The organism is Synechococcus sp. A15-24 (assembly GCF_014280195.1).
In the GTDB taxonomy this organism is placed as follows: Bacteria; Cyanobacteriota; Cyanobacteriia; order PCC-6307; family Cyanobiaceae; genus Parasynechococcus.
Genome location: NZ_CP047960.1, coordinates 2090473 through 2112537, shown reverse-complemented (window position 1 = coordinate 2112537; position 22065 = coordinate 2090473). Strand labels below are relative to the sequence as shown.

24 protein-coding genes and 1 pseudogene are annotated in these 22065 nt (G+C 61.9%); 21 read left to right on the top strand and 4 right to left on the bottom strand.

The window, feature by feature from the left end; translation table 11 throughout:
- Positions 1 to 71: 71 nt before the first annotated feature.
- Entirely contained in the window at positions 72 to 1550 is a 1479-nt protein-coding gene (gene gatB / locus SynA1524_RS11935; protein WP_186498239.1) for an Asp-tRNA(Asn)/Glu-tRNA(Gln) amidotransferase subunit GatB, read from the top strand.
- Complete coding sequence (locus SynA1524_RS11930; RefSeq protein ID WP_186498238.1) at positions 1547 to 2392, top strand: prolyl hydroxylase family protein; 846 nt, start codon at positions 1547 to 1549, stop codon at positions 2390 to 2392. Before gatB ends, SynA1524_RS11930 begins: the two co-directional genes overlap by 4 nt.
- On the opposite strand, the gene coaE is transcribed toward SynA1524_RS11930, so the two are convergent.
- The gene (coaE, locus tag SynA1524_RS11925) at positions 2364 to 2948 is read right to left on the bottom strand and encodes a dephospho-CoA kinase (protein WP_186498237.1); all 585 of its coding nucleotides are present in this window, start codon (positions 2946 to 2948) and stop codon (positions 2364 to 2366) included. The two genes, SynA1524_RS11930 and coaE, sit on opposite strands and share 29 nt — an antisense overlap.
- A 41-nt stretch (positions 2949 to 2989) precedes the next feature.
- On the opposite strand from coaE, the gene argJ reads away from it, so the two are divergent.
- The 4 genes from argJ to SynA1524_RS11905 are packed head-to-tail and all read left to right on the top strand — an operon-like array spanning position 2990 to position 6829.
- Complete coding sequence (gene argJ / locus SynA1524_RS11920; RefSeq protein WP_186498236.1) at positions 2990 to 4192, top strand: bifunctional glutamate N-acetyltransferase/amino-acid acetyltransferase ArgJ; 1203 nt, start codon at positions 2990 to 2992, stop codon at positions 4190 to 4192.
- 38 nt (positions 4193 to 4230) lie between these two features.
- Entirely contained in the window at positions 4231 to 4788 is a 558-nt protein-coding gene (locus SynA1524_RS11915; protein ID WP_186498234.1) for a hypothetical protein, read from the top strand.
- Positions 4789 to 4838: 50 nt separating this feature from the next.
- Positions 4839 to 5177: a hypothetical protein gene (locus SynA1524_RS11910; RefSeq protein WP_186498232.1), complete on the top strand. Its 339-nt coding sequence runs from the start codon at positions 4839 to 4841 to the stop codon at positions 5175 to 5177.
- Positions 5177 to 6829, top strand: a complete 1653-nt coding sequence (locus SynA1524_RS11905; protein ID WP_186498229.1) for an ABC1 kinase family protein — start codon at positions 5177 to 5179, stop codon at positions 6827 to 6829. The genes SynA1524_RS11910 and SynA1524_RS11905 overlap by 1 nt, the downstream gene beginning before the upstream one ends.
- Positions 6830 to 6844: 15 nt before the next feature.
- Here SynA1524_RS11905 and eno read toward each other — a convergent pair whose 3' ends face one another.
- Complete coding sequence (gene eno, locus SynA1524_RS11900; protein ID WP_186498227.1) at positions 6845 to 8137, bottom strand: phosphopyruvate hydratase; 1293 nt, start codon at positions 8135 to 8137, stop codon at positions 6845 to 6847.
- 111 nt (positions 8138 to 8248) lie between these two features.
- Here eno and gloA point away from each other — a divergent pair, with 111 nt between their 5' ends.
- From gloA to rplL, 8 genes are all read left to right on the top strand, one after another.
- Positions 8249 to 8647: a lactoylglutathione lyase gene (gene gloA / locus SynA1524_RS11895; protein ID WP_186498225.1), complete on the top strand. Its 399-nt coding sequence runs from the start codon at positions 8249 to 8251 to the stop codon at positions 8645 to 8647.
- Positions 8644 to 11334 carry an ATP-dependent Clp protease ATP-binding subunit gene (locus tag SynA1524_RS11890; RefSeq protein ID WP_186498224.1) on the top strand — a complete coding sequence of 897 codons (2691 nt, stop codon included), beginning with the start codon at positions 8644 to 8646 and terminating at the stop codon, positions 11332 to 11334. Before gloA ends, SynA1524_RS11890 begins: the two co-directional genes overlap by 4 nt.
- Positions 11335 to 11408: 74 nt before the next feature.
- The gene (gene secE / locus SynA1524_RS11885; protein WP_186498215.1) at positions 11409 to 11651 is read left to right on the top strand and encodes a preprotein translocase subunit SecE; all 243 of its coding nucleotides are present in this window, start codon (positions 11409 to 11411) and stop codon (positions 11649 to 11651) included.
- A gap of 19 nt (positions 11652 to 11670) precedes the next feature.
- Positions 11671 to 12339 (top strand): transcription termination/antitermination protein NusG, encoded by a 669-nt coding sequence (gene nusG, locus SynA1524_RS11880; protein ID WP_186498213.1) that lies wholly within the window; start codon positions 11671 to 11673, stop codon positions 12337 to 12339.
- Between the two features lie 107 nt (positions 12340 to 12446).
- On the top strand, positions 12447 to 12872 hold the full coding sequence (gene rplK / locus SynA1524_RS11875) for a 50S ribosomal protein L11 (RefSeq protein WP_186498211.1): 426 nt from the start codon (positions 12447 to 12449) through the stop codon (positions 12870 to 12872).
- A 71-nt stretch (positions 12873 to 12943) separates the two neighbouring features.
- Positions 12944 to 13651, top strand: coding sequence for a 50S ribosomal protein L1 (rplA, locus tag SynA1524_RS11870; protein WP_186498209.1), 708 nt, complete (start codon positions 12944 to 12946; stop codon positions 13649 to 13651).
- Between the two features lie 239 nt (positions 13652 to 13890).
- A complete protein-coding gene (rplJ, locus tag SynA1524_RS11865; protein ID WP_186498207.1) occupies positions 13891 to 14418 on the top strand; it encodes a 50S ribosomal protein L10 in 528 nt (175 codons plus the stop codon).
- A 56-nt stretch (positions 14419 to 14474) separates the two neighbouring features.
- Entirely contained in the window at positions 14475 to 14870 is a 396-nt protein-coding gene (rplL, locus tag SynA1524_RS11860; RefSeq protein WP_186498205.1) for a 50S ribosomal protein L7/L12, read from the top strand.
- A 273-nt stretch (positions 14871 to 15143) separates the two neighbouring features.
- On the opposite strand, the gene SynA1524_RS11855 is transcribed toward rplL, so the two are convergent.
- Entirely contained in the window at positions 15144 to 15839 is a 696-nt protein-coding gene (locus tag SynA1524_RS11855) for a DUF3747 domain-containing protein (RefSeq protein WP_186498202.1), read from the bottom strand.
- A gap of 50 nt (positions 15840 to 15889) precedes the next feature.
- On the opposite strand from SynA1524_RS11855, the gene SynA1524_RS11850 reads away from it, so the two are divergent.
- The 6 genes and pseudogenes from SynA1524_RS11850 to SynA1524_RS11835 all read left to right on the top strand — a co-directional run bounded on the left by SynA1524_RS11850 (position 15890) and on the right by SynA1524_RS11835 (position 20165).
- Positions 15890 to 16636 (top strand): ribonuclease H family protein, encoded by a 747-nt coding sequence (locus tag SynA1524_RS11850; protein ID WP_186498200.1) that lies wholly within the window; start codon positions 15890 to 15892, stop codon positions 16634 to 16636.
- A gap of 9 nt (positions 16637 to 16645) precedes the next feature.
- Complete coding sequence (locus SynA1524_RS11845) at positions 16646 to 17836, top strand: quinone-dependent dihydroorotate dehydrogenase (protein ID WP_186498198.1); 1191 nt, start codon at positions 16646 to 16648, stop codon at positions 17834 to 17836.
- 304 nt (positions 17837 to 18140) lie between these two features.
- Positions 18141 to 18428 carry a hypothetical protein gene (locus SynA1524_RS12910; RefSeq protein WP_222930486.1) on the top strand — a complete coding sequence of 96 codons (288 nt, stop codon included), beginning with the start codon at positions 18141 to 18143 and terminating at the stop codon, positions 18426 to 18428.
- Positions 18401 to 18694, top strand: coding sequence for a hypothetical protein (locus SynA1524_RS13120; protein WP_286188748.1), 294 nt, complete (start codon positions 18401 to 18403; stop codon positions 18692 to 18694). Before SynA1524_RS12910 ends, SynA1524_RS13120 begins: the two co-directional genes overlap by 28 nt.
- Positions 18621 to 18800: pseudogene (locus SynA1524_RS13115) on the top strand (secretin GspD/PilQ domain-containing protein); the annotation flags it as partial. The gene SynA1524_RS13120 and the pseudogene SynA1524_RS13115, both read left to right, overlap by 74 nt.
- A 288-nt stretch (positions 18801 to 19088) precedes the next feature.
- Positions 19089 to 20165, top strand: a complete 1077-nt coding sequence (locus SynA1524_RS11835) for a threonine-phosphate decarboxylase (RefSeq protein ID WP_186499640.1) — start codon at positions 19089 to 19091, stop codon at positions 20163 to 20165.
- Positions 20166 to 20167: 2 nt separating this feature from the next.
- On the opposite strand, the gene murG is transcribed toward SynA1524_RS11835, so the two are convergent.
- Positions 20168 to 21244: an undecaprenyldiphospho-muramoylpentapeptide beta-N-acetylglucosaminyltransferase gene (murG, locus tag SynA1524_RS11830; protein ID WP_186498196.1), complete on the bottom strand. Its 1077-nt coding sequence runs from the start codon at positions 21242 to 21244 to the stop codon at positions 20168 to 20170.
- 108 nt (positions 21245 to 21352) lie between these two features.
- Here murG and SynA1524_RS11825 point away from each other — a divergent pair, with 108 nt between their 5' ends.
- Positions 21353 to 22057: a DUF8623 domain-containing protein gene (locus SynA1524_RS11825; RefSeq protein ID WP_286188589.1), complete on the top strand. Its 705-nt coding sequence runs from the start codon at positions 21353 to 21355 to the stop codon at positions 22055 to 22057.
- Positions 22058 to 22065: the final 8 nt, after the last annotated feature.

Below are 22065 nucleotides of genomic sequence, written 5' to 3'. Positions count from 1 at the left end.
GATGGCCTCGACAAAGGCGTTTCAGAACCCCCACCCTTCCATAGGATCACCAAGATCGACGTATTGCCGTGATGGCCGCAGCAGAACCCGCTTGGGAAGCCGTGATTGGCCTGGAAACCCACGTGCAGCTGGGGACAGACAGCAAGATTTTCGCGGCTGCTTCCACGGCTTTCGGTGATGACCCCAACACCCACATCGATCCGGTGGTGTGTGGTCTGCCCGGGACGCTGCCAGTGCTCAATCAGAAGGTGCTCGAATACGCCGTGAAAGCGGCGATGGCTCTGAATCTCAACATTGCTGAGCACAGCAAGTTCGACCGCAAGCAGTACTTCTATCCTGACTTGCCGAAGAACTATCAGATCTCCCAGTACGACGAGCCGATCGCAGAGGAGGGCTGGATCGAGGTGGAAGTCGCGGAAAAAGGCAAGGACACCTATCTCAAGACCATCGGCATCGAGCGGCTTCACATGGAGGAAGACGCCGGCAAGTTGGTCCATGCCGGCAGCGATCGATTGGCTGGCTCCACTCATTCCCTGGTGGACTACAACCGCGCTGGTGTGGCTCTAGCGGAGATAGTCAGCAAGCCAGATCTCCGCACCGGTCGAGAGGCCGCTGAATACGCCTCGGAAATCCGTCGGATCATGCGTTATCTGGGTGTGAGTGACGGCAACATGCAGGAGGGATCCCTGCGCTGCGACGTCAACATCTCGGTGCGGCGAGGGCCGGATGCCCCCTTCGGCACGAAGGTGGAAATCAAGAACATGAACTCGTTCTCGGCCATTCAGAAGGCCTGCGATTACGAGATCAAACGTCAGGTGAAGGCGATTGAGGCGGGCGAGACGATTTTTCAGGAGACCCGCCTCTGGGATGAGGGCAAGCAGCTCACCAAGAGCATGCGCAGTAAGGAGGGTGCCAGCGATTACCGCTACTTCCCCGATCCCGACCTCGGCCCGATTGAGGTGAGCGCCGATCAGCGCGAGGCCTGGCGCTCGGAGCTGCCGGAACTGCCGGCGGCCAAGCGCCATCGCTACGCCGACGACCTGGGCCTGTCGCAGTACGACGCTCGGGTTCTCACCGATGAACGGCCGATGGCGGACTACTACGAGGCAGTGGTGGCTGCCGGAGGTGACGCCAAACTCTCCGCCAATTGGGTCACCGGTGATATCGCCGCCTACGTGAACAGCAACCGACTCAGTTACGCCGAGCTGCCGTTCAGGCCTGATCAATTGGCCGAAATGGTCAAGTTGATCGATGGCGGCAAGATCAGCGGCAAGATTGCCAAGGAGATCCTTCCCGAATTGCTGGAGAAGGGCGGCTCGCCCAAAGCGATCGTTGATGATCGCGGCTTAGGGATGATCAGTGACTCTGCAGCGATTGAAGCCATCGTCGATGAATTGCTCGCGGCCCACCCCGAGGAAGTGGAGGCCTTCCGCGGCGGCAAAAACAAATTGCAGGGCTTCTTTGTGGGTCAGCTGATGAAGAAGACCGGTGGCAAGGCCGATCCGAAGCTGGCCAATCAGATTCTGAGCCAGAAACTCAAGGGCGGATGACGTCACCGCGAGCCATTCCGGACACCTGGACGGAGTGGCTCCAGCACAACCTGGACCGGGGCTGTACTCGGGAGGGATTGATCGAGCGGGCCATGGCCCAGGGCTTTGATCGCGATGCAATCGAAGCTGTTCTCGATGCGGGATCAGGCCCCGACGCAACGCCTGCACTACCGATTGAGTCGCAACCAGGGGTCAAACCGTTGAACTGGTTGCGCTGGTCTGAACCACCTCTGACGCGCTCGGATCACCAGTCCAGAGCCTGGCGTCTGGACACACCCCTGGCCCAGGTCTACAAGCTGCCCGGTCTCCTGGGCAGGGACGAGTGCCAAGAGGTGATTGAAGCGATCAACAGTGCTCTTAAACCGTCCACTGTCACACGCGGCAGCAGCGATTACCGCACCAGCCGCACCTGCCATCTGCGGCAGAACCATCCGGAGCTGGCTGCCCGGTTGGACCAGCGCTTTGCGGAGTTGCTGGGCGTTGATCCGCGGCTGTCGGAACCAATCCAGGGGCAGCGTTATGACCCTGGCGAGTATTTCAAGGAGCACACCGATTGGTTCTCCCCGGGCACCAAAGAATTCACCACACACACCACCAATGGCGGGCAACGCACCTGGACGGTGATGATCTACCTGAATGCTGTTGAGCGCGGCGGCGAAACCTGCTTCAAGCGCCTCGGCCGCTGTTTCACGCCGGTGCCAGGCCTCGGACTGGCCTGGAACAACCTTCAGGCCGACGGCACGCCCAACCCGTTCACCCTGCATGAAGCGATGCCGGTGGAAGCCGGCAACAAATGGGTGATCACCAAGTGGTTCAGAGAGAAGGCGGGTCGCAACGGTTAACGGCAACCTCCAGTGCATCCGCACTGCCGCGGTTGTCGATCACCCGATCGGCCAAAGGCCGCTTGCGCGCAAGGGGCCACTGGGCGGCAAGGCGGGCTTGGGCGTCCGCCTCGTTCAGGCCACTGCGCCGCATCAAGCGGTCCAGCTGTTGATGCGGCTCGCAGTCCACCAGCCATACCTCGCTGCAAAGCGCTTCCAGACCGGTCTCAAACAGCAGCGGAATCATCAGCACCACCACCGGCGCCTGGCTGTGCCGCACCAGCTCCTGCTGGAAGCGATTCCGCACGACGGGATGGACCAACATTTCCAGCCAGCGGCGCTCCTCGGCATCGCTGAACACGATCCGGCCAAGGGCTTTGCGGTCCAAATCGGCAGCATTACCGACCGTTGCGCCAAAGCGCTCCGCCACCGCCTTCGCTGCCGCAGTGTTTGGCGCTAAAGCCTCGCGTGCGTATTGATCGGCATCGAGCACGGGCCAGCCCCGCGCCTCGAGCAAACGGCCAACGCTGCTTTTACCACTGGCGATGCCGCCGGTCAGGCCGATGCGGCGCTGCATGCTGCCGAAGGAGGATGGTCCCAGTCTCCCTTGGCTGTGCCATGCAATCCCCTTGGCGGTTGGTGTCCGGAGGTGTCACAACCCCCCAGGGGTTTGCCGCATCCGGCATCGCTGCGGGCCTGAAACCGTCCGGCAAGCCGGATCTGGCGCTGTTGCTGGCGCCTGAGGCTGCGGTCTGCGCCGGTGCGTTCACCACCTCTGTGGTGCGGGCAGCCTGTGTGGACCTCTGCCAAGAGCGGTTGGAATCCACGGGTGGCCGGGCCCGAACGGTGCTGATCAATTCCGGGCAGGCCAATGCCTGCACCGGCGATCGCGGCCTGATCGACAGCCAGCGCGCCACCCAGGCCCTGGCCGATCAATTGGGGGTGGAAGCGGACGCCGTGTTGATCTGCTCCACCGGTGTGATAGGCGTGCCGATCCCCATGCCGACGCTGTTGTCGGGGTTGGATCCCCTTGTCTCCTCGTTGTCGGCTACTGGCGGAGATGCTGCAGCGACGGCGATTCTCACCACCGATCTCGTCGACAAGCAGGTGGCGCTTGAGGCCGAGCTGGGGGGGCGCCGCATCCGCATTGGGGGTATGGCCAAAGGGTCAGGAATGATTCATCCGGATCTGGCCACGATGCTGGCCTTCTTCAGCTGCGACGCAGGCGTTGAGCTGTCGACTTGGAAGACGATGGTGGGCCGGGCGGTGCAGCGCTCCTTCAATGCGATCACCGTGGATGGCGACACCAGCACCAACGACACCGTGCTGGCCTTTGCCGCAGGAGACGTCTTGGATTCTGCCCACCATGAGGCCTTGGAGCAAGGATTGACCGAGGCGATGCAGCACTTGGCCCAGTCCATCGCCCGCGATGGTGAGGGGGCTACGTGTCTGATCGAGGTGCAGGTGGTGGGTGCAGATGATGAATCGTCGGCGCTCAAAGTTGCGCGCACCATCTGCGGGTCATCGCTGGTGAAAACAGCAGTCCACGGTCGTGATCCCAACTGGGGTCGGATCGTCGCTGCCGCTGGGCGTTCCGGTGTTCCGTTCGATCCGGAGCAGGTTGCACTTTGGATCGGGTCGCATCAATTGGTGCAAGGCGGTCAGCCCTTGCCGTTTGATCGGGACGGTGCAAGTGCCGTGTTGCGTGAGCCCACCGTGCAGATCCGGCTGCGGCTGGGGGCTGGCCCCAGTCAAGGCCGTGCCTGGGGCTGCGACCTGTCGGATCAATACGTGCGCATCAACGCCGACTACACAACCTGAACCTTGGCCTGACAGCAGAAGACTGCAAAAATTGATCCATGATTCACACATCCGAGCAAAGCGAAGCCAAGGTCGCAGCGCCTCAGACCCGCCGACCTCGCTTTTGGGTTGGGCCTCTGTTGGCGGGTTGTTGTTTTTCCCTGGGCTACGGCATCACCCATCGGCTAGTCACCCTGCAGACCAACCCCGCACCTCCAAGCCAGCCGGAACCCTTCGCTAGCCGCGAGTTCCCTGGAGAATCACTGGCGTCGATGCGCAGCTCGAAGGGCACAACAGGACCCTTGGTGGTGGACGTTGCCGCAATCGAAGCCAAGGTAGAGGCAGAGCGTCAGGCCAAAGCCAAGGTTGAAGAGCAGGTACGTCTACAGGCGGAGCTTGCTCGTAAGGAGGAACTGGCCTTGCAGGCACCACTGCCTGAATCCAGTTGGACTGCACCGAAATGGACGGAACCTGAGCAACCATGGCCGCAGGAGTTTCAGTCTGAGCCAGCCGCGTTAATCGATCCAATCGTGGATCCATCGGTTGACCCGTTCAATCCCATTGATCAGAACGATTTCTTCGTTCCACTTGACCCGTTGCCGTCACCTGCTCTGTAGCTCGGTTCACCCAACGGATCTGCCAGAGTTTCGTCGTACTCGAGGCGCTCATGGGGTCTTCGGAAGCGTTCATCCGTGCCACCGTCAACCGGATCAGCGCCCGCCTGGGTCATGGCTTGGCGGATGCGGCAGCAGAGATTGCTGTCCTGGCGCAGGATGCGCCAGAACGGTTCCGTCAGGAATGGGAGTTATTCCAGGAAGAGGTTCAGGCGGAGGCCGAGCGGTTGGAACATGGCGATGCCCCTGCTCCTGCCCCACGATCACCAGGCGCCGGCATCGAGACCGCTGATATCACCACCGATTCCCAGCCGAGCTCTCCTCAGCACCTGGTTGATCGCCTGCGCGCCTCGGTGGCCGAGATCAACAGCGTCCTTGAGGCCCGCTCCTGATGGGCCGCATGCTGCGGGGGCTGCGCATCTGGCGGGCTGTCCTCACACTGCTGCTGTTCCTTTGGTGGGATAGCCAGGCCTGGACCTATCGAGGTGGACCCACCCCGGAAGGCCGTTCTGCCCGGCAGCAACGGCGGGCCCGCTGGTTAACAGCCGAGTTGCTTCAACTGGGCTCAGCTTTCATCAAGTTGGGCCAGTTGCTCTCAGCGCGGCCCGACATTCTTCCCGCCGGTTGGGTGACGGAGCTTGCATCCCTGCAGGACAGCGTGCCCGCTTTCCCGTTTGAGCAGGTCCAGACCGTGCTGGAGGAGGAGCTCGGCCCCCGTTGCGCTGAGGTGATCGACCTCGATCCCGTGCCTCTGGGAGCCGCGTCCCTGGCCCAGGTGCACCGCGCCAGCCTGCGCAGTGGCCGTCAGGTGGTGCTGAAAATCCAGCGCCCCGGGCTCGACACCCTCTTCCGCCTGGACCTTGAGGTGATGCAGGAGGTGGCTGCGGTGTTTCAGCGCCACCCCAGCTGGGGGCGAGGACGGGACTGGCCTGCGATGGCTCGTGAATGCCGCCGGGTGCTGTTGCGGGAACTGGATTTCAGGGTCGAAGCGCAATACGCCGCTCGGTTCCGTCAGCAGTTTCTTGATGACGAGCGCATTCGCATCCCTGCCGTGATCTGGGAACAGAGCACCCGCCGAGTGCTTTGTCTGGATTATTTACCGGGGATCAAGGTCAACGACCGGGAGGCGCTGCTGGAGGCCGGCGTCGACCCTTCCGCCGTGGCGGAAATCGGGGCTGCCAGTTACCTCAAGCAGCTTGTGCGCTTTGGTTTCTTTCACGCTGATCCCCATCCCGGCAACCTGGCGGTGGCCAGCGATGGCGCTCTCATCTACTACGACTTCGGGATGATGGGGTTGTTATCGGATGGTCTGAGCCGTCGTCTCGGGTCGATGGTGAGGGCGGCTGCGGCACGCGATTCAGCCGCGCTGGTGGATGAGATGCAGGCGGCAGGTGTGATCTCCAAAGGAATTGATGTGGGCCCGGTGCGCCGGTTGGTACGTCTGATGCTTAAGGAAGCCCTCACACCACCGTTCAGCAGCAATGTGATCGACAAGCTCTCCGGTGACCTCTACGACCTGGTGTACGGCCAGCCGTTTCGCCTGCCGGTGGAGCTGATCTTCGTGATGCGGGCACTGTCCACCTTCGAGGGGGTCGGCCGCAGCCTCGATCCGGCTTTTAGCTTGGTAGCGATCGCCAAGCCTTACCTCCTTCCTCTGATGACGTCGAGCGGATCCGGCTCCAACGACCTGTTCAATGAACTTGGACGCCAGGTGGGAGCGTTGAGCAGTCGTGCTGCTGCCCTTCCACGTCGTCTGGACGAGAGCCTTGAGAGGTTGGAGCAGGGTGATCTGCAGCTGCAGGTGCGCCTGGGTGAATCCGATCGCCAGTTCCGTCGGATGACCCTGGCGCAGCAATCGATCGGTCAGTCGGTACTGCTGGGTTGCTTGGCACTCTCCGCCGCCATTGTTGGTGCAAGTATGCGACCCCTCTGGGCTCTGCTTCCTGCAGCCGCTGCAGTCCCGGTGGGGATGGGTTGGTTTCAGATGCAAGTGCGCATGCGCCGTGATCAGCGACTGGAGCAACTGCCCGGCTCCAATCGCTGACGACAGGCCTGGTGATCAGGCGTTACCTCGGGGACCCTGGCCCACAGCACCGGCGTAAACCGCCTGGCTGCCCAGTTCGTCCTCGATCCGCAGCAGTTGGTTGTATTTGGCGACGCGCTCGCTGCGGCTGAGGGAACCGGTCTTGATCTGACCGGCGCGGGTGGCGACGGAGAGATCAGCGATGGTGGTGTCCTCGGTTTCGCCGCTGCGGTGGCTGATCACGCTGGTGTAGCCGGAACGCCCAGCCAGATCGATCGCCTGCAGGGTTTCGGTGAGAGATCCGATCTGGTTCACCTTGATCAGGATCGAGTTGGCCGTGCTGTTGTCGATGCCCTGCTGCAGGCGCTTGGTGTTGGTCACGAACAGGTCATCACCCACCAGCTGAACCTTGCTGCCGAGCCGCTCGGTGAGCAGCTTCCAACCCTGCCAGTCGTCTTCGGCCAGGCCGTCTTCGATCGACACGATCGGGAATTTCTCCACCAGCTGCTCCAGCTGACCGACCATTTCTGCGCTGTCGTAGCTGCCGCCATCAAAGGCATAGCGGCCGTTCTCGAAGAATTCGGTGCTGGCGACGTCCAGCGCCAGGGAAATCTGCTCGCCGGGTTTGTAGCCGGCCTTCTTGATCGCCTCCACCAGGATCTCCCCGGCTTCCACGTTGCCGAGGTCGGGGGCGAAACCACCCTCATCCCCCACGGATGTGCTCATGCCCTTGGCTTTGAGCAGACCCTTGAGGGTGTGGAAGACCTCGGTGCCCATGCGTAGAGCCTCGCGGAAGCTGGGGGCGCCGTGGGGCACCAGCATGAATTCCTGGAAGTCCAGGCTGTTGGCCGCATGGGCGCCACCGTTGATCACGTTCATCAACGGCACCGGCAGCAGGTTGGCCATCGGTCCGCCGAGGTAGCGGTACAGGGGCAGTCCCAGTCCGTTGGCAGCAGCGCGAGCGGTGGCCATGCTCACCGCTAGAATCGCATTGGCGCCCAGGATGGATTTGTTTTCGCTGCCGTCCAACTCGAGCATCGCCGCATCCACGGCGGCCTGATCCAGGGCGGAGAGTCCGCACAGGGTTGGCGCGATGCGCTCTTCGATGTGGGTGACGGCCTGGCTGACGCCTTTGCCCATGTAACGGTCGCCGCCGTCCCGCAGTTCGTGGGCCTCGTGGGCTCCGGTGCTGGCGCCGCTGGGCACGATGGCCCGGCCCATGGCACCACCTTCGAGCAGCACTTCGGCTTCAACAGTTGGGTTGCCGCGAGAATCGAGCACCTCGCGGGCAACGATGGTGTCGATGACGAGGTCGAGCGAATCGATCACGTTGGGCGGGGCATAAACCTGGCGATCTTATGGGTCGCCCCCTGCTCTCGCATTGTGACCGTTGGCACCCGGCCAGAATGCTTGAACGTTCACGTCAGGAAACCGCGCCCCATGCGGATGCTCCACACCATGCTCCGGGTCGGGGATCTGGACCGGTCCATTGCCTTCTACACCGATGTGCTCGGCATGCAGCTGTTGCGGCGCAAGGAGTACCCCAGTGGCCGCTTCACCCTGGCCTTCCTGGGTTACGGGCCGGAATCGGAGCAGACGGTGCTGGAGCTCACCCACAACTGGGACACCAGCTCCTACGAGCTGGGGGATGCCTACGGCCACATCGCCCTCGGGGTGGAAGACATTCGCAGCACCTGTGCCGCCATCAGCGGCAAGGGCGGCCGGGTGGTGCGTGAGCCGGGCCCGATGAAGCATGGTTCCACGGTGATTGCTTTCGTGGAGGACCCTGACGGCTACAAGGTGGAGTTGATCGAGATGTCCTCCCGCGCCGCTGCATGACCGGCACCCCCGCCTCCCGCGGCAGCCTCACCCACGAGCCTGACCGTTTTTCCGATCCCGCCTGGGAGCTGCTGCTAGCTGGTCAGGACATGGCCCGTCGCTGGCGCCACGATCAGCTGGATGTGGAGCATCTGATCCAGGTGCTGTTCAGCGATTCATCCTTCCGTCGCTGGGTGGATCCGCTGCCGTTGCGCTCCGATGATCTCCTCGATCGCTTGGAGGATGTGCTGGCGGAACAGCCTCCGGCGCGGGGTGATCAGTTGTTCATTGGTGAAGACCTCGAGCAGCTGTTGGAGACCGCTGATCAAGCGCGAGGTCGCTGGGGCGATCGCTTGATTGATGTGCCCCAGCTGATCGTTGCCGTCGGCGCTGATCCCCGTATCGGTGCCGAGTTGTTTGCAGCCCAGGGTCTGGCTGTTGATCGGCTGGAGAGTCTGTTGCGTCAGCCGTCGGTTACTCCGGCCCCAGCACCGTTCCCAGCCCCGACCCCAGCCCCAACGCCTCGATCAGCTCCGGCCCCCCGCGTGATCGCACCGGAGCCTGAGACCACAGTTGAACTGGAGCGGGAGCCGTCAGCGCTTGAGGCCTATGGCCGGGATCTGACTGAGGAGGCTGAAGCGGGGTCGCTCGATCCTGTGATCGGTCGCGACAGCGAGATCCGCAACCTGATCAAGGTGCTCTCCCGCCGCAGCAAAAACAACCCGGTGCTGATCGGAGAACCCGGCGTCGGCAAGACGGCCATCGCCGAGCTCCTGGCCCAGCGGATCGTGGCTGGAGAGGTACCGGATTCGCTGCAGGGGCTGCGACTGATTGCCCTTGATCTCGGTGCCTTGATCGCCGGGGCCAAATTCCGCGGTCAGTTCGAGGAACGCCTGCGCTCCGTGTTGGAGGAGGTGAGTCGCTCGGATTCCGGGGTGGTGCTGTTCATCGACGAGCTCCACACCGTGGTGGGCAGTGACCGCAGCAGCACCGATGCGGGCAGCCTGCTCAAACCTGCCCTGGCGCGGGGGGATCTGCGTTGCATCGGGGCGACGACGCCGGAGGAATACCGGCGGACGGTGGAAAAGGATCCCGCCCTCAACCGGCGCTTTCAGCAGGTGCTGATTCGCGAGCCGGACCTCGAGCTCAGCCTGGAGATCCTGCGCGGCCTGCGGGAGCGCTACGAGCTGCACCACGGCGTCACGATCACCGATGCGGCGATTCAGACCGCCAATCGGCTTGCGGATCGCTATATCAGCGACCGTTGCCTTCCGGACAAGGCGATCGATCTGATTGATGAGGCGGCAGCCCAGCTGAAGATCGAAGTCACCTCCAAACCTCAGGTGGTGGAGGAGGCTGAAGCGGATCTGCGGCGGGTGGAACTGGCGCTGCTGGCGGCGGAACAGGCACCGGAAGAGGAGCGGATTCAGCTGCAGCGTCAACGTCTGGAGGTGTCCTCCCGCCTGGATGACCTGCGCCGCCGTTGGCAGGAAGAGCGCACACAGTTGGAGGAGCTTGGCGAGTTGCTGCAGCAGGACGAAGACCTGCGTCACGCCATCGCTGAAGCGGAACGGGAGGGCGATCTTGAGGAGGCGGCTCGGTTGCAGTACGACCAGCTGCACACCGTTCAACAGCGGCGGGAGTCGTTGGAAGCCAGTCAGGCTGAGGCGCAGTCCGCGGGTACAGCGCTGCTGCGGGAAAAGGTGGAGGCGGGAGATATTGCTGATCTGGTGGCCCGTTGGACCGGTATTCCGGTGCAGCGTCTGCTGGCGGGTGAACGCCGCAAGCTGCTGGCCCTGGAATGTCATCTGTCCGAGAGGGTGATCGGCCAGGTGGAAGCGGTGGCCGCCGTTGCGGCAGCGATCCGGCGGGCGCGTGCCGGGATGAAGGATCCCCGCCGTCCCGTGGGTTCGTTCCTGTTCCTTGGCCCGACGGGGGTCGGCAAAACCGAGCTGGCCAAAGCGCTGGCCTCCTCCCTTTTCGATGAGGAGGAGGCGCTGGTGCGCCTCGATATGAGCGAGTTCATGGAGCGCAATGCCTCCGCGCGCCTGATCGGTGCACCACCGGGCTATGTCGGATACGAGGAGGGGGGACAGCTCACCGAGGCGGTGCGTAGGCGTCCCTATGCCGTGCTGCTGCTGGATGAGGTGGAAAAGGCTCACCCGGATGTTTTCAATCTGCTGTTGCAGGTTCTCGACGATGGACGCCTCACCGATTCCCAGGGACGGACCGTTGATTTCCGCCACACCGTGGTGGTGATGACTAGCAACCTGGCCAGTCCGGTGATCCTTGAACACGCCCGTTCCGGCTGCAGTGATGACGCCCAGCTGCAGCAGCAGGTGGATGCGGCCTTGTCCAGTCAGTTCCGCCCGGAATTCCTCAATCGCATTGATGAAGTGATCCGTTTCCGACCCTTGGAGGTGAAGGATCTGGTGCGGATCGTGCGCCTGCAGTTGGCTGATCTCTCCTCACTTATGGCTGAACAAGGTCTGTCGCTGGAGGTGGACGATGCGGTGGCGGACTCCCTGGCCCGACAGGGCCATGAGCCGGAGTACGGCGCCCGACCGTTGCGGCGGGTGCTGCGGCGTCAGCTGGAAAACCCACTGGCGACGCAACTGCTGGAGGAGCGTTTCCGTTCGGCGCGGGGCATCCGTGTTATTTGCGGAGCAGACGACGGCCCGTCGCTGGTGTTTGAGCCCCTGGAGTAAGCAGGGGCATCCAGTAAGGTGTTTGTTTGGCAGTGTGCCTGCCGGCATCCCTGTCAACACCCGGTCCCCCTTCCGTGACCAGCCCGATTTCCGAGGACACCTCAACCAAGAGTCCTGATGCCACACCCGCAGAACCCGCCGCCCCTCGCGGTTTTCTGCCGGCCACGGTCGACGAACTCAAGCTTGTGGTCTGGCCCAGCCGTCAGCAGCTGTTCAGCGAATCGATCGCTGTAATTCTGATGGTGAGCTTGTCGGCCGCCGGCATTGCCGCGGTCAGTCGCTTCTTCGGATGGGCGTCATCCCAGGTGTTCCGCTGATCCGCACCCCTTTTCAGCCGTGCCCGACGATCTGACCACAACGGACCCCGCCGAGGTGCTCGACCTGCCGGCCCCGAATGAGGGTGAGGAGGGCACACTCTCGGATGCGCCGTCCGCCAACACGGCAATTGCCCGTTGGTACGCCGTGCAGGTGGCCTCCAGCTGCGAGAAAAAGGTGAAGGCGACCCTGGAGCAGCGGGCGATCACCTTGGGGGTGAGCAAGCGCATCCTCGAGATTGAGATTCCGCAGACCCCTGCGGTCAAGGTGAAGAAGGACGGTTCCCGTCAGTCCACCGAGGAGAAGGTGTTCCCCGGCTATGTGCTTGTGCGGATGGTGCTCGATGAGGACACGATGATGGCCGTCCGCAGCACACCGAACGTGATCAACTTCGTTGGGGCGGAAGACCGGCGCGCCGCCGGTAAGGCTCGGGGCCATATCAAGCCACGCCCCCTCAGCCGCGCCGAGGTGGACCGGATCTTCAAACGTGCTGCCGAGAAGAAAACCGTCGTCAAGGTTGATCTCACCGAAGGCGATCAGATCCTGGTGACCGCTGGTCCGTTCAAGGACTTCCAGGGTGAGGTGATCGAGGTCTCCGGCGAACGCAACAAGCTCAAGGCCCTGTTGTCCATCTTTGGTCGGGAGACCCCGGTGGAACTGGAGTTCTCTCAGATCTCCAAGCAGAACTGACTACGGGCGGCCGCTTCCCTGTGGAGGGCGGCCTGAGGGGTGATTTTCACCCTGCCCCACCCTGCCCACGGGCCTGGTGATCCGCAGAAGTCAAAAGCCGTTCGTCAATGGCCAAGAAAGTCACCGCTGTTATCAAGCTGGCCCTCCAGGCCGGCAAAGCCAACCCCGCGCCGCCGGTGGGCCCTGCCCTCGGTCAGCACGGTGTGAACATCATGATGTTCTGCAAGGAGTACAACGCTCGGACGCAGGACAAAGCCGGTTTTGTGATTCCGGTGGAGATCTCGGTCTATGAAGACCGCAGCTTCACCTTCATCACCAAGACACCCCCGGCGTCGGTGCTGATCACCAAGGCCGCCAAGATCGAGAAAGGTTCCGGCGAGTCCGCTAAGGGCAGCGTTGGATCGATCAACCGGGCTCAGCTCGAGGAGATCGCCAAAACCAAGCTTCCCGATCTCAACTGCACCAGTGTTGAGTCCGCGATGCGGATCATCGAAGGCACCGCCCGCAACATGGGCGTGTCCATCAGCAACTGATCGTCGCCGCTTCATTCTTCAACCCTTACCGGGGGAGACATCGCTGATGTCGTCCGTACCCCACTCCTGTTATGCCCAAACTCTCTAAGCGACTGGCAGGTCTTGCCAGCAAGATCGAGGATCGCATCTACGAACCCCTCGAGGCGATTGCCCTGGTGAAGGACAACGCCACCGCCAAGTTCGACGAAACGATGGAGGCCCACGTGCGCCTCGGCATCGATCCCAAGTACACCGACCAGCAGCTGCGTACCACCGTGGCGTTGCCCAATGGCACTGGCCAGACCGTTCGCATCGCGGTGGTGACCCGTGGTGAGAAGGTTGCCGAAGCCAAGGCCGCCGGGGCCGAACTGGCAGGTGATGAAGATCTGGTGGAGACCATCGCCAAAGGCGAGATGGAGTTCGACCTGTTGATCGCCACTCCGGACATGATGCCGAAGGTGGCCAAACTGGGTCGTGTCCTCGGTCCCCGGGGCCTGATGCCGAACCCCAAGGCCGGAACGGTCACCACCGATCTGGCTGGAGCCATCCAAGAATTCAAGGCCGGCAAACTGGAATTCCGAGCTGACCGCACGGGTATCGTCCACGTCCGATTCGGCAAGGCGAGCTTCACTGCCGAGGCTCTGTTGCAGAACCTCAAGACCCTGCAGGAGACCATCGACCGCAACAAGCCCAGCGGTGCCAAGGGCCGCTACTGGAAGTCTCTCTATGTGACGTCCACCATGGGCCCATCCGTGGAAGTGGATTTCTCCGCACTGCAGGACATTGAGCAGGGGAGCTGAGCAGGCTCTCCTCTACAATTCAAAATTGGCGAAAGCCAAACCGGGCACGCGCCCGGCCTGAGACAGCAGGGTTTCTATTGGCCCGTTTCTTACGGGCCAGCTGATGTAATCCCTGCCGAGGCAGACGCAACATGATTTTTGTCCCATTCGGGATTGGATCGACACGCGGCCTCGTCTTCTTCTGAAGACTCGATCGGCCGTGTGTCCAGCTTGTTCCCCCTCGATCCGATCCAATCCCTATGGGCCGCACGCTGGAGAGCAAGCAGCAGATCGTCGGAGAGCTCAAGGAGCTCCTCGCCGAGTCCGAACTGGCGCTGGTTCTTGATTACAAGGGCCTCTCCATCAAGGAAATTTCCGACCTGCGGGATCGTCTGCGGGCTGGCAATGCGGTGTGCAAGGTGACCAAAAACACCTTGATGCGCCGTGCAATTGATGGTGATAGCGCCTGGTCGAATCTCGACTCTCTTCTGACAGGCACCAATGCCTTCGTCCTGATCAAGGGCGATGTCGGTGCCGGTGTGAAGGCCGTTCAGGCCTTCCAGAAGGAGACCAAGAAGTCCGAAACCAAAGGCGGCCTTTTCGAAGGCAAGCTGCTGTCCCAGGACGAGATCAAGGCTATTGCCGATCTCCCTTCCAAAGAGCAGCTCATGGCTCAGATCGCCGGTGCGATCAACGCTGTGGCCACCAAGGTTGCTGTGGGCATCAACGAGGTTCCCTCCGGTCTCGCGCGGGCGCTCAAGCAGCACGCCGAAGGCGGCGACAGCTGAGCACTCTCTGCCGACATCACTGGTTTCACTGATCTGTTGCTTCTTCATTCACAACCATGTCTGCAAAAACCGACGAAATTCTCGAATCACTGAAGTCCCTTTCTCTGCTGGAAGCTTCCGAGCTGGTCAAGCAGATCGAGGAAGCTTTCGGTGTGTCCGCCGCTGCGTCCGCCGGCGTCGTGATGGCTGCCCCTGGCGCTGCTGCCGGCGGTGGTGGTGGTGAAGCCGCCGAGGAAAAGACCGAATTCGACGTCATCCTCGAAAGTTTCGACGCCGCAGCCAAAATCAAGGTGCTCAAGGCTGTGCGCAACGCCACCGGCCTGGGCCTTGGCGATGCCAAGGCTCTGGTGGAAGCTGCTCCCAAGCCCATCAAGGAAGGCATCTCCAAGGACGAAGCCGAAGCTCTCAAGAAAGAGATCGAAGAAGTGGGCGGCAAGGTCACCCTCAAGTGACCTGTTCGGGCTGATTTCACCGGCCCGATTCACTTCTTCCGCAAAACCAAGCCGGTCCCCAGGGGCCGGTTTTTTGTTGGACACCTGCTCAATAAAAAACCCCCGCCGAAGGCAGGGGCTTTTTTTAAGTGGAACACGTTCAGGAGTCTGTCCTTGTTTCGACCCTGAAGAGGCATTCAGCACTCCTCACACTTTCAAAAGCTAAGGGCGAGCGACCGAATACCCAGGTTCAACAGGTCGGCCTGCCAACTGGCACTGTGACAGTCGCTGGCCTCAGGGCCGGTAAGGAATGACGTCCAGCCGAATGGGCTCGCCGCTTGCGATGCGCTGATTGATGCGTGGGGCCATGGGTGCCGTTGGGGCCCCCAGCCGGCTGAATCCATCGTCGCTGCCTCGTTCTGCCCGGGCCAGGAGCCGGTTCACCGGGTCGGGGTGAGAGAAATAAACGTGGCTCAGGGTGCGCCCTTTGTAGACACGCCGTTCCAGTCGCCAGGCTGGATCCAGCTGAATCTGGACGAAGCCGTCGCGATCCCGCCTGGGAATCGTTGCCCGACCGACCACGATTGGGGCCCCCTGACGTGGGTTCAAAGCTTGCAACTGCAAACTGTTGCCGCTTTGCCGCAGGCTCAGCCGAAAGCGGCTGCCGAGGTCTGCATCGCCGCTGCGGAGGGAATAGCCATTGCTGTCGAGGTAGCGGCTGCAGATTCCAGCAAAGTTGAACGTGTTGAGGGTCGGATCCACCAGACCATCCGCCCGCGGTGTCCAGCAGCGGGGCCGTTGCTTGATCTGCTCCAGCACCAGCAGCTTCCAGTTGCGCTGTCCCACCGGCTGGGCCAGCACCGCGAAGCGGTTCTGCTGGAGAGCTTTGCTGTCGAACAGGCCGCGGGCGGACTGAGCCGCCGGCAATAATCCCGCTGCGCTAACGAGAACTGCGGCCAGGATCAGGCTGCGGAGGTAGGTTCGCCCCATCAAGGGCCTGCGAGAAACCACGTTGTACCGAAACCAGTGCAGGGGGAGCAATGGCTGAAGGACGGGGTCGAGTGGTGGCAGCTGCCACCGACGGAGCCTGCAGCGGCAACCCGGGTCCAGGCGGTTGGGGCGCTTTGCTGCGCTTTGAAGATGGCAGTGTCGAGGAATTCGGCGGCCATGATCCGGCAACGACCAACAACCGCATGGAACTGCAGGCGGCGCTGGAGTTGCTGCAGCGGCTGAAACAACTGCCACGCCATCCCGATCTGACGATTCGCACCGACAGCAAGTACCTGATCGATGGGCTCGGATCCTGGATGAAGGGATGGAAGCGCAAGGGCTGGAAGACAGCAGCCGGCAAGCCCGTTCTCAACCAGGACCTCTGGAAAGCCCTGGATGCAGCTCGGCTGGATGATGTGCCGCTGGCCTACGTGAAAGGCCACAGCGGTGATCCGGACAACGACCGGGTCGATCGGATCGCAGTTGCTTTTTCCCAGGGGTGTTCGTTGGATCTCGGCCAGCCAGCCGTTGAGAGCGACGTTGCGGCAGTCGATGTCGATGCTGATCCGGCACCACAACAGCTGGTGCAGTCGTTGAGCCGCTTGGAGCTGGCGGACCGGTTGGCGGATGGAGGGTTCAGTCTCAGCCTGGTGGAGCTGGCGCAGCTGGTGGAAGTCCCGCTCAAGCAGCTGGAGCAGCGTCAGGAGTCCTGGATCTGGCGGGACTGGCAGGTGCACCCCGCGGACGAGGGTCGCTGGACTCTGCATCGTCGCGAGGCAGGATCAGAACAGTCCTGAGCGTTCGCCATGCCGCCATCCCCTCTCAGCAGCGGCGCGTTCTATCAGCGTTGGCTGGGGCCTGTGCTCGCCAATGACGAGGGGCTCGATGCTGAACAGCTGTCCCGCACAGCACTGACTGCCTTAGGACAAGCGTCGCTGCGGCGCCAGTGGCCGCTGGTCTCCACGGTGCTGGAGGGCCTGGCCGGTGATCTGCAGCGCCGTGATTTGCGGCTCGAGCAGGTGTTGTTCGGTTGCCGCTTCCCCAACCCAGTGGGTCTTGCGGCTGGTTTCGACAAGAACGGGGTGGCGGCAGGGCTGTGGGATCGCTTTGGCTTTGGTTTCGCGGAGGTGGGCACGGTCACCTGGCATGGCCAGCCCGGCAATCCCCGACCCCGGTTGTTTCGCCTGGCTCAGGAACAGGCAGCTCTCAATCGGATGGGGTTCAACAACGATGGAGCCCAGGCGTTGCGTAGAACCCTGGAACGTCAACGGCTGGATCCCCCCGGTCGTCGCCCGGCAGTCCTGGGAATCAACGTCGGTAAATCCAAGGTCACCGCGTTGGAACAGGCCCCTGAGGATTACGCCTCTTCGCTGGAGCTATTGGCCCCTTTAGCGGATTACGCCGTGATCAATGTGAGTTCTCCCAATACCCCTGGGCTGAGGGATCTGCAGGATTCCAGCCAGTTGCGGCGGCTGGTGGAGCGGCTGCGTCGCTTGCCTGCCTGTCCACCGTTGCTGGTGAAGATCGCACCGGATCTTGAGGATGAGGCGATTGATGGCATTGCCCGGGTGGCCTTCGAGGAGGGTCTGGCCGGGGTGATTGCTGTGAACACCAGCCTGGATCGCCTGGGATTGGAGCAGCGTCGGTTGTTGCAGACCGGCCGAACCCTGGCGGAGGAGGCGGGTGGGCTCAGTGGTGCGCCCCTGCGGCTAAGGGCACTGGAGGTGATCCGCAGGTTGCGGGCCAGTGCCGGTCCGGCGTTAACGCTTGTCGGAGTTGGAGGCATTGATTCGGCAGAGATCGCCTGGGAGAGGATCACCGCCGGAGCCACGTTGATTCAGCTCTACACCGGCTGGATTTTCCAGGGTCCGGATCTGGTGCCTCGCATCCTTGAAGGGCTTCAGCTGCAGTTGGACCGCTATGGCTTGCGAAACATCTCAGAAGCGGTGGGCAGTGGCTTGCCCTGGCTGCCCGGTTCAGAGGATGCTGAAAGCTGATTCGGGGGTTAAAGATTCAATTGGCTTACTTCAAGATTGGCGGAGTGACTCCATCAGGAATTGATGATCGTTTTTTGATTTCACTATGCTTCGTTAACTCAGAATCAAAGAGTGGAGTGATTTGATTGTTGATCGCGATTAAAGATTTTTTTGATGAAAACCAGGTGAATGAGTTGCCTGCATTGCCTATAAAATTTGTCTTGTCTTCTTGCTACGATCTGGATATCCTGGGTCAAAACAATGTGTCTGATTGAGTCCGCTGTCCCTGGTTGAAATTCCTCAGGTTCAGGCTTTTCAGACTGGCTTGAAGCGTCTTCTTGGCGTGCGTCGAGTTCTGGCTTTGGCCACAGAGCGTCGATTGATCTGTTGCTGGCTGCACAAGTCGATCTGGTACTGGCGATCCGTTGATTGGCCCCCTGATGCCTGCCGTGATGGCATGCCAATGCAGCGCAAGGCGATGAGCGAGGCGCTGGAGGAACTTCTCTTTGATAGTGATGTGGTCGGTGTTCAGCTTGAGCTGCTGCTCCCTGTAAGTGGTGTCTATTGGCCCAGCCCACATTGTTGGTGCAGGAAGGGGAAGCCGCCATGGTAGAAACTGGCCAGAGTGTGATTAAAGGGGTGAGTGCTACGGAAACAGCCAATGGTTCAACACAGTTTCAGAACACTCGCGAGAATGCTGGCCTCACAGTTGATCTTTCGGTGAGCAAAATTGATGACAATGGATTTATCAGTCTTGAGCTGAAGCCTGAAATATCTGTGCAGATTCCTGCCGGAACGCAGGAAGGTGTCGGAAGAAGGTGTCGGAATCTTCAACATTCAGGCTCGAAAATTGGAGTCTGGAAGCATCCGCCTCCGTGATGGACAGTCGTTGATTCTTACGGGTGTGATTACCGATTCGGACCGTCAGCAGGTGCGTAAATGGCCGATTCTTGGCGACATGCCGCTGATTGGGCAGCTGTTCTGTCAGTCCTCGTCGTCTCGGGAAAAGAACGAATTGGTAATCATCGTCACGCCGACCATTCTGGATGATGAGCAGGGCGGTCGCTTCGGTTACGGCTATCGCCCTGGCACGCCGGCAGGGCGTCAGCTGGTTCAGCGCCCGCTTTTCAGTATTCGGACCAGATCCTTGGCATCAGCGCTCCATGCCTTCGGGGTGGTGACCAGCACCAGCGACAACAGCAGGACAGCTCGAATCGCCATGGGCGCGGTGGGCGACGCTGGGGGGTGTCTCTGGGTTGTATCGGGAGTCGCGATGGACGTCGAGCACCGTCACGGCGGCAACCGAGCTTCGATCGCCGAGCGCCTCGGCTGCCGACCCTCTGATCTGCTGGATGCCAGTGCGTCGCTCGTGCCCTGGACCCCGCGTCTGCCTCGCCTCAGCCGATCGATTATCCGTGACTATCCAGATCGCAGTCATAACCAGCTGCGATGCGACCTGGCGCGGCTGCATGGTGTTCCCTCCGAGCTGTTGCTGGTGGGGAACGGGGCGGCGGAACTGTTCACCTGGGCGGCGCGAGATGCGGCCAGTTCAGGCCTGAGCTTGGTGCCATCGCCAGGGTTCGCCGATTACAGCCGAGCCCTGGGTTGTTGGGATGGGTCCTGGATCCGTCACCAGCTGCCGCTCTCCTGGAGTGGTGATCGTCCTCAACCCTTTCCATCGCCTGCTGAGGCTGAGGTGTTGTGGATCTGCAACCCCCACAACCCCACAGGTCAGCTCTGGAGTCGGGCATTTCTGGAACCGTTGCTGAAGCGGTTTCGTCTGGTGATCTGCGATGAAGCCTTTCTGCCGCTGGTGCCCGCGGGCGAGCAGCAGTCGTTGATTCCGTTGGTGGCCAAGACCGGAAATCTGGTGGTGATCCGCAGCCTCACCAAGCTCTATGGCATTGCCGGGTTGCGGCTCGGGTATGCCGTTGCACAGCCCGAACGCCTGCAGCGCTGGGCTCAGTGGCGCGATCCCTGGCCTGTGAATGGCATTGCCATGGCCGTTGGCCAACGCTTGTTGGGATCCCCCCGTCGCCATCAGCGCTGGTGTCGGCAAACGCAGGCTTGGGTGGCGCGGGAAGGAGCCTGGATGCAGCAGCAGCTTGCGTTGCTGCCTGGCATCACCCCCATGCCATCAGCAGTGAATTACCTGCTGATTCGGGCGAACCGATCCCTGCTGCCCCTGCGCCAAGCGCTGGAGCTGCACCACAGGATCCTTCTGCGTGATTGCCGTTCGTTTGAAGGGCTGGGAGAGAACTGGCTCCGGATCGGTCTGCAGTCACGGCGGAACAATCGCTGCATCGTCAGCGCGATGCGCAAGGAGCTGAGCCGTGCGCCACTGGCTTGAGGTCAATCCAGCAGGCTCTTCAGCAGATCCACCAAGCGCTGATCGGCATCTCGGATGGCCAGCCGCTCCATTCCATCGCGCATGGTGAGCAGCAGCGAAGGGTCAGCGTTGGGATCCCCCAGCCGATGTCCAAGCAGACGTTGAATCGTTTGCTGCAGCACCGCTGCCTCCGATTCGTGCTGATGGACGATCACAGCCCCGCCCTGCTCTGCGGCACAGGCGGCGTTGGCCTCCTGGTGTTGATCCGCCGCCTGGGGGAAAGGCACAAGGATTGCGGGGGTCCCGCACACCGTCAGTTCACTCAGGCTGCCGGCGCCGGCACGGCTCACCGCCAGGTCGGCATGTTGCAGTAGGCCAGGGATCTCGTCGCTGAAGGGCTGCTCCACCAGCAACGGGTGTTGCACCTGGCCTACCTCGGTGTCGTTGCGGCCGGTGAGGTGCACCACACGGCAGCCTTGCTCGAGCAATGGCGGCAACACAGCTCGCACCATGCGGTTCAGTCCCACGGCCCCTTGGCTGCCACCGATCACCACCAGCAGAGGACCCCTACCCTCAGGCACCCATTCAGGCAAAGGTTGGCTCTGCAGAAAATCAGCCCTTACCGGCATGCCCGTCATCAAGGGGCGAATGCCAGGAATCCGGTCGGCGGCGACAGGCAGGCCCACAGCCACAGCCCGGCAGAAACGACCCAGCAACCGGGTCACCCGACCGGGGATGGCATTGGCTTCGTGCAGCACAGCTGGCACTCCGCAGAATCGGGCCGCCAGGATGGCCGGAGCAGCGATGTAGCCGCCGGTGCTGAACACCAGTTGGATGCGTTCCCTGCGGATCAGACGGGCCACGCGGACCCCTGCAGCCAGCAGTCGCAGCAGTTGAAACAGCTTGCTCAGCTTGCTGCCTTGCAAGCCCCCTGCATTCACGGTGATCAACTTGAAGCGGCCTGGCACCAGCTGCGTTTCGAGGCGGTCCGGGACTCCCAGCCAACGCACCTGCCAACGCTCGGAAAGTGCTTCCGCTACTGCCAAGGCAGGGAACAGGTGTCCACCGGTGCCGCTGGCGGCGATCAGAAGCCGGGTCATGGCGACGGACGTGCCTGCTCTTGCGGCCTAACTTAAGTCGATCCTTGAGGTTGTCCGGTGAGGCCTTCAGTGAGAGCAGCGCTGCTGACCCTGGTCTGGGCTGCTGTCATGCCCACGCCGCTCCTGGCCGCTGGAGGCATGGCTCCCTCTGCTGTGGAGGGTTACGGCAGCCGTCTGGAGATGGCCCTCAACAGCGGCGACTCCGACGATTTCAATCACTTAACAGGCCCCGATCTGACCAGCACCGTCCAGCGTCGTTATGACCGTTTCGCGACGGATTTCCCCGAAACCCGTTGGCGTGTCGAGGCTATGGATCCGCTGGACGATGGTCGTTCACGGTTGCGCGTGGCCGTCAGCGGATCCGGAACGGCTGATGGCCAGAACTATCGGCTGGAGGCGTCTCAGGTCCTGGCTGTTCGGATTGAGGCTGGCGTGATGGTGGAGGAGGAGTTGCTTGAGGAACAGTCGCTGTTGCGCAGTGGAGCGAATGAGCTTCCGATCACTCTTCAGATTCCTACTGCAGTGCTCACAGGAAGCCGATACGACATCGATGTGATTTTTGATGAGCCCTTGGGTCAGGCAGTGGCGGCGGGGGGGCTGATCGAACTCACTCCGGATCAACGGCTGGAGCAGAGGCCCCCCTTGGTTCAGCTGGCCCCCCTTGGTGGCGGTGGGTTGTTCAAGCAGGTGCAGGCGCCGCAGCAATCCGGCGTTCAGGCCTGGGCTGTGATGCTGATTCACCCCGATGGTGTCGTTACAGCGACCAAGCAAGTACGAGTCGTCGACACAGAGACCGAGTTGGCACGATACTGATTCATAAT

What these genes read in the sequence shown, in the direction of transcription:
- gatB (WP_186498239.1), top strand. Translation starts at nt 72, where the DNA reads ATGGCCGCAGCAGAACCCGCTTGGGAAGCCGTGATTGGCCTGGAAACC.
- SynA1524_RS11930 (WP_186498238.1), top strand. Translation starts at nt 1,547, where the DNA reads ATGACGTCACCGCGAGCCATTCCGGACACCTGGACGGAGTGGCTCCAG.
- coaE (WP_186498237.1), bottom strand. Translation starts at nt 2,948, where the DNA reads ATGCAGCGCCGCATCGGCCTGACCGGCGGCATCGCCAGTGGTAAAAGC.
- argJ (WP_186498236.1), top strand. Translation starts at nt 2,990, where the DNA reads ATGCAATCCCCTTGGCGGTTGGTGTCCGGAGGTGTCACAACCCCCCAG.
- SynA1524_RS11915 (WP_186498234.1), top strand. Translation starts at nt 4,231, where the DNA reads ATGATTCACACATCCGAGCAAAGCGAAGCCAAGGTCGCAGCGCCTCAG.
- SynA1524_RS11910 (WP_186498232.1), top strand. Translation starts at nt 4,839, where the DNA reads ATGGGGTCTTCGGAAGCGTTCATCCGTGCCACCGTCAACCGGATCAGC.
- SynA1524_RS11905 (WP_186498229.1), top strand. Translation starts at nt 5,177, where the DNA reads ATGGGCCGCATGCTGCGGGGGCTGCGCATCTGGCGGGCTGTCCTCACA.
- gloA (WP_186498225.1), top strand. Translation starts at nt 8,249, where the DNA reads ATGCGGATGCTCCACACCATGCTCCGGGTCGGGGATCTGGACCGGTCC.
- SynA1524_RS11890 (WP_186498224.1), top strand. Translation starts at nt 8,644, where the DNA reads ATGACCGGCACCCCCGCCTCCCGCGGCAGCCTCACCCACGAGCCTGAC.
- rplK (WP_186498211.1), top strand. Translation starts at nt 12,447, where the DNA reads ATGGCCAAGAAAGTCACCGCTGTTATCAAGCTGGCCCTCCAGGCCGGC.
- rplA (WP_186498209.1), top strand. Translation starts at nt 12,944, where the DNA reads ATGCCCAAACTCTCTAAGCGACTGGCAGGTCTTGCCAGCAAGATCGAG.
- rplJ (WP_186498207.1), top strand. Translation starts at nt 13,891, where the DNA reads ATGGGCCGCACGCTGGAGAGCAAGCAGCAGATCGTCGGAGAGCTCAAG.
- rplL (WP_186498205.1), top strand. Translation starts at nt 14,475, where the DNA reads ATGTCTGCAAAAACCGACGAAATTCTCGAATCACTGAAGTCCCTTTCT.
- SynA1524_RS11855 (WP_186498202.1), bottom strand. Translation starts at nt 15,839, where the DNA reads ATGGGGCGAACCTACCTCCGCAGCCTGATCCTGGCCGCAGTTCTCGTT.
- SynA1524_RS11850 (WP_186498200.1), top strand. Translation starts at nt 15,890, where the DNA reads ATGGCTGAAGGACGGGGTCGAGTGGTGGCAGCTGCCACCGACGGAGCC.
- SynA1524_RS11845 (WP_186498198.1), top strand. Translation starts at nt 16,646, where the DNA reads ATGCCGCCATCCCCTCTCAGCAGCGGCGCGTTCTATCAGCGTTGGCTG.
- SynA1524_RS11835 (WP_186499640.1), top strand. Translation starts at nt 19,089, where the DNA reads ATGGACGTCGAGCACCGTCACGGCGGCAACCGAGCTTCGATCGCCGAG.
- murG (WP_186498196.1), bottom strand. Translation starts at nt 21,244, where the DNA reads ATGACCCGGCTTCTGATCGCCGCCAGCGGCACCGGTGGACACCTGTTC.
- SynA1524_RS11825 (WP_286188589.1), top strand. Translation starts at nt 21,353, where the DNA reads ATGCCCACGCCGCTCCTGGCCGCTGGAGGCATGGCTCCCTCTGCTGTG.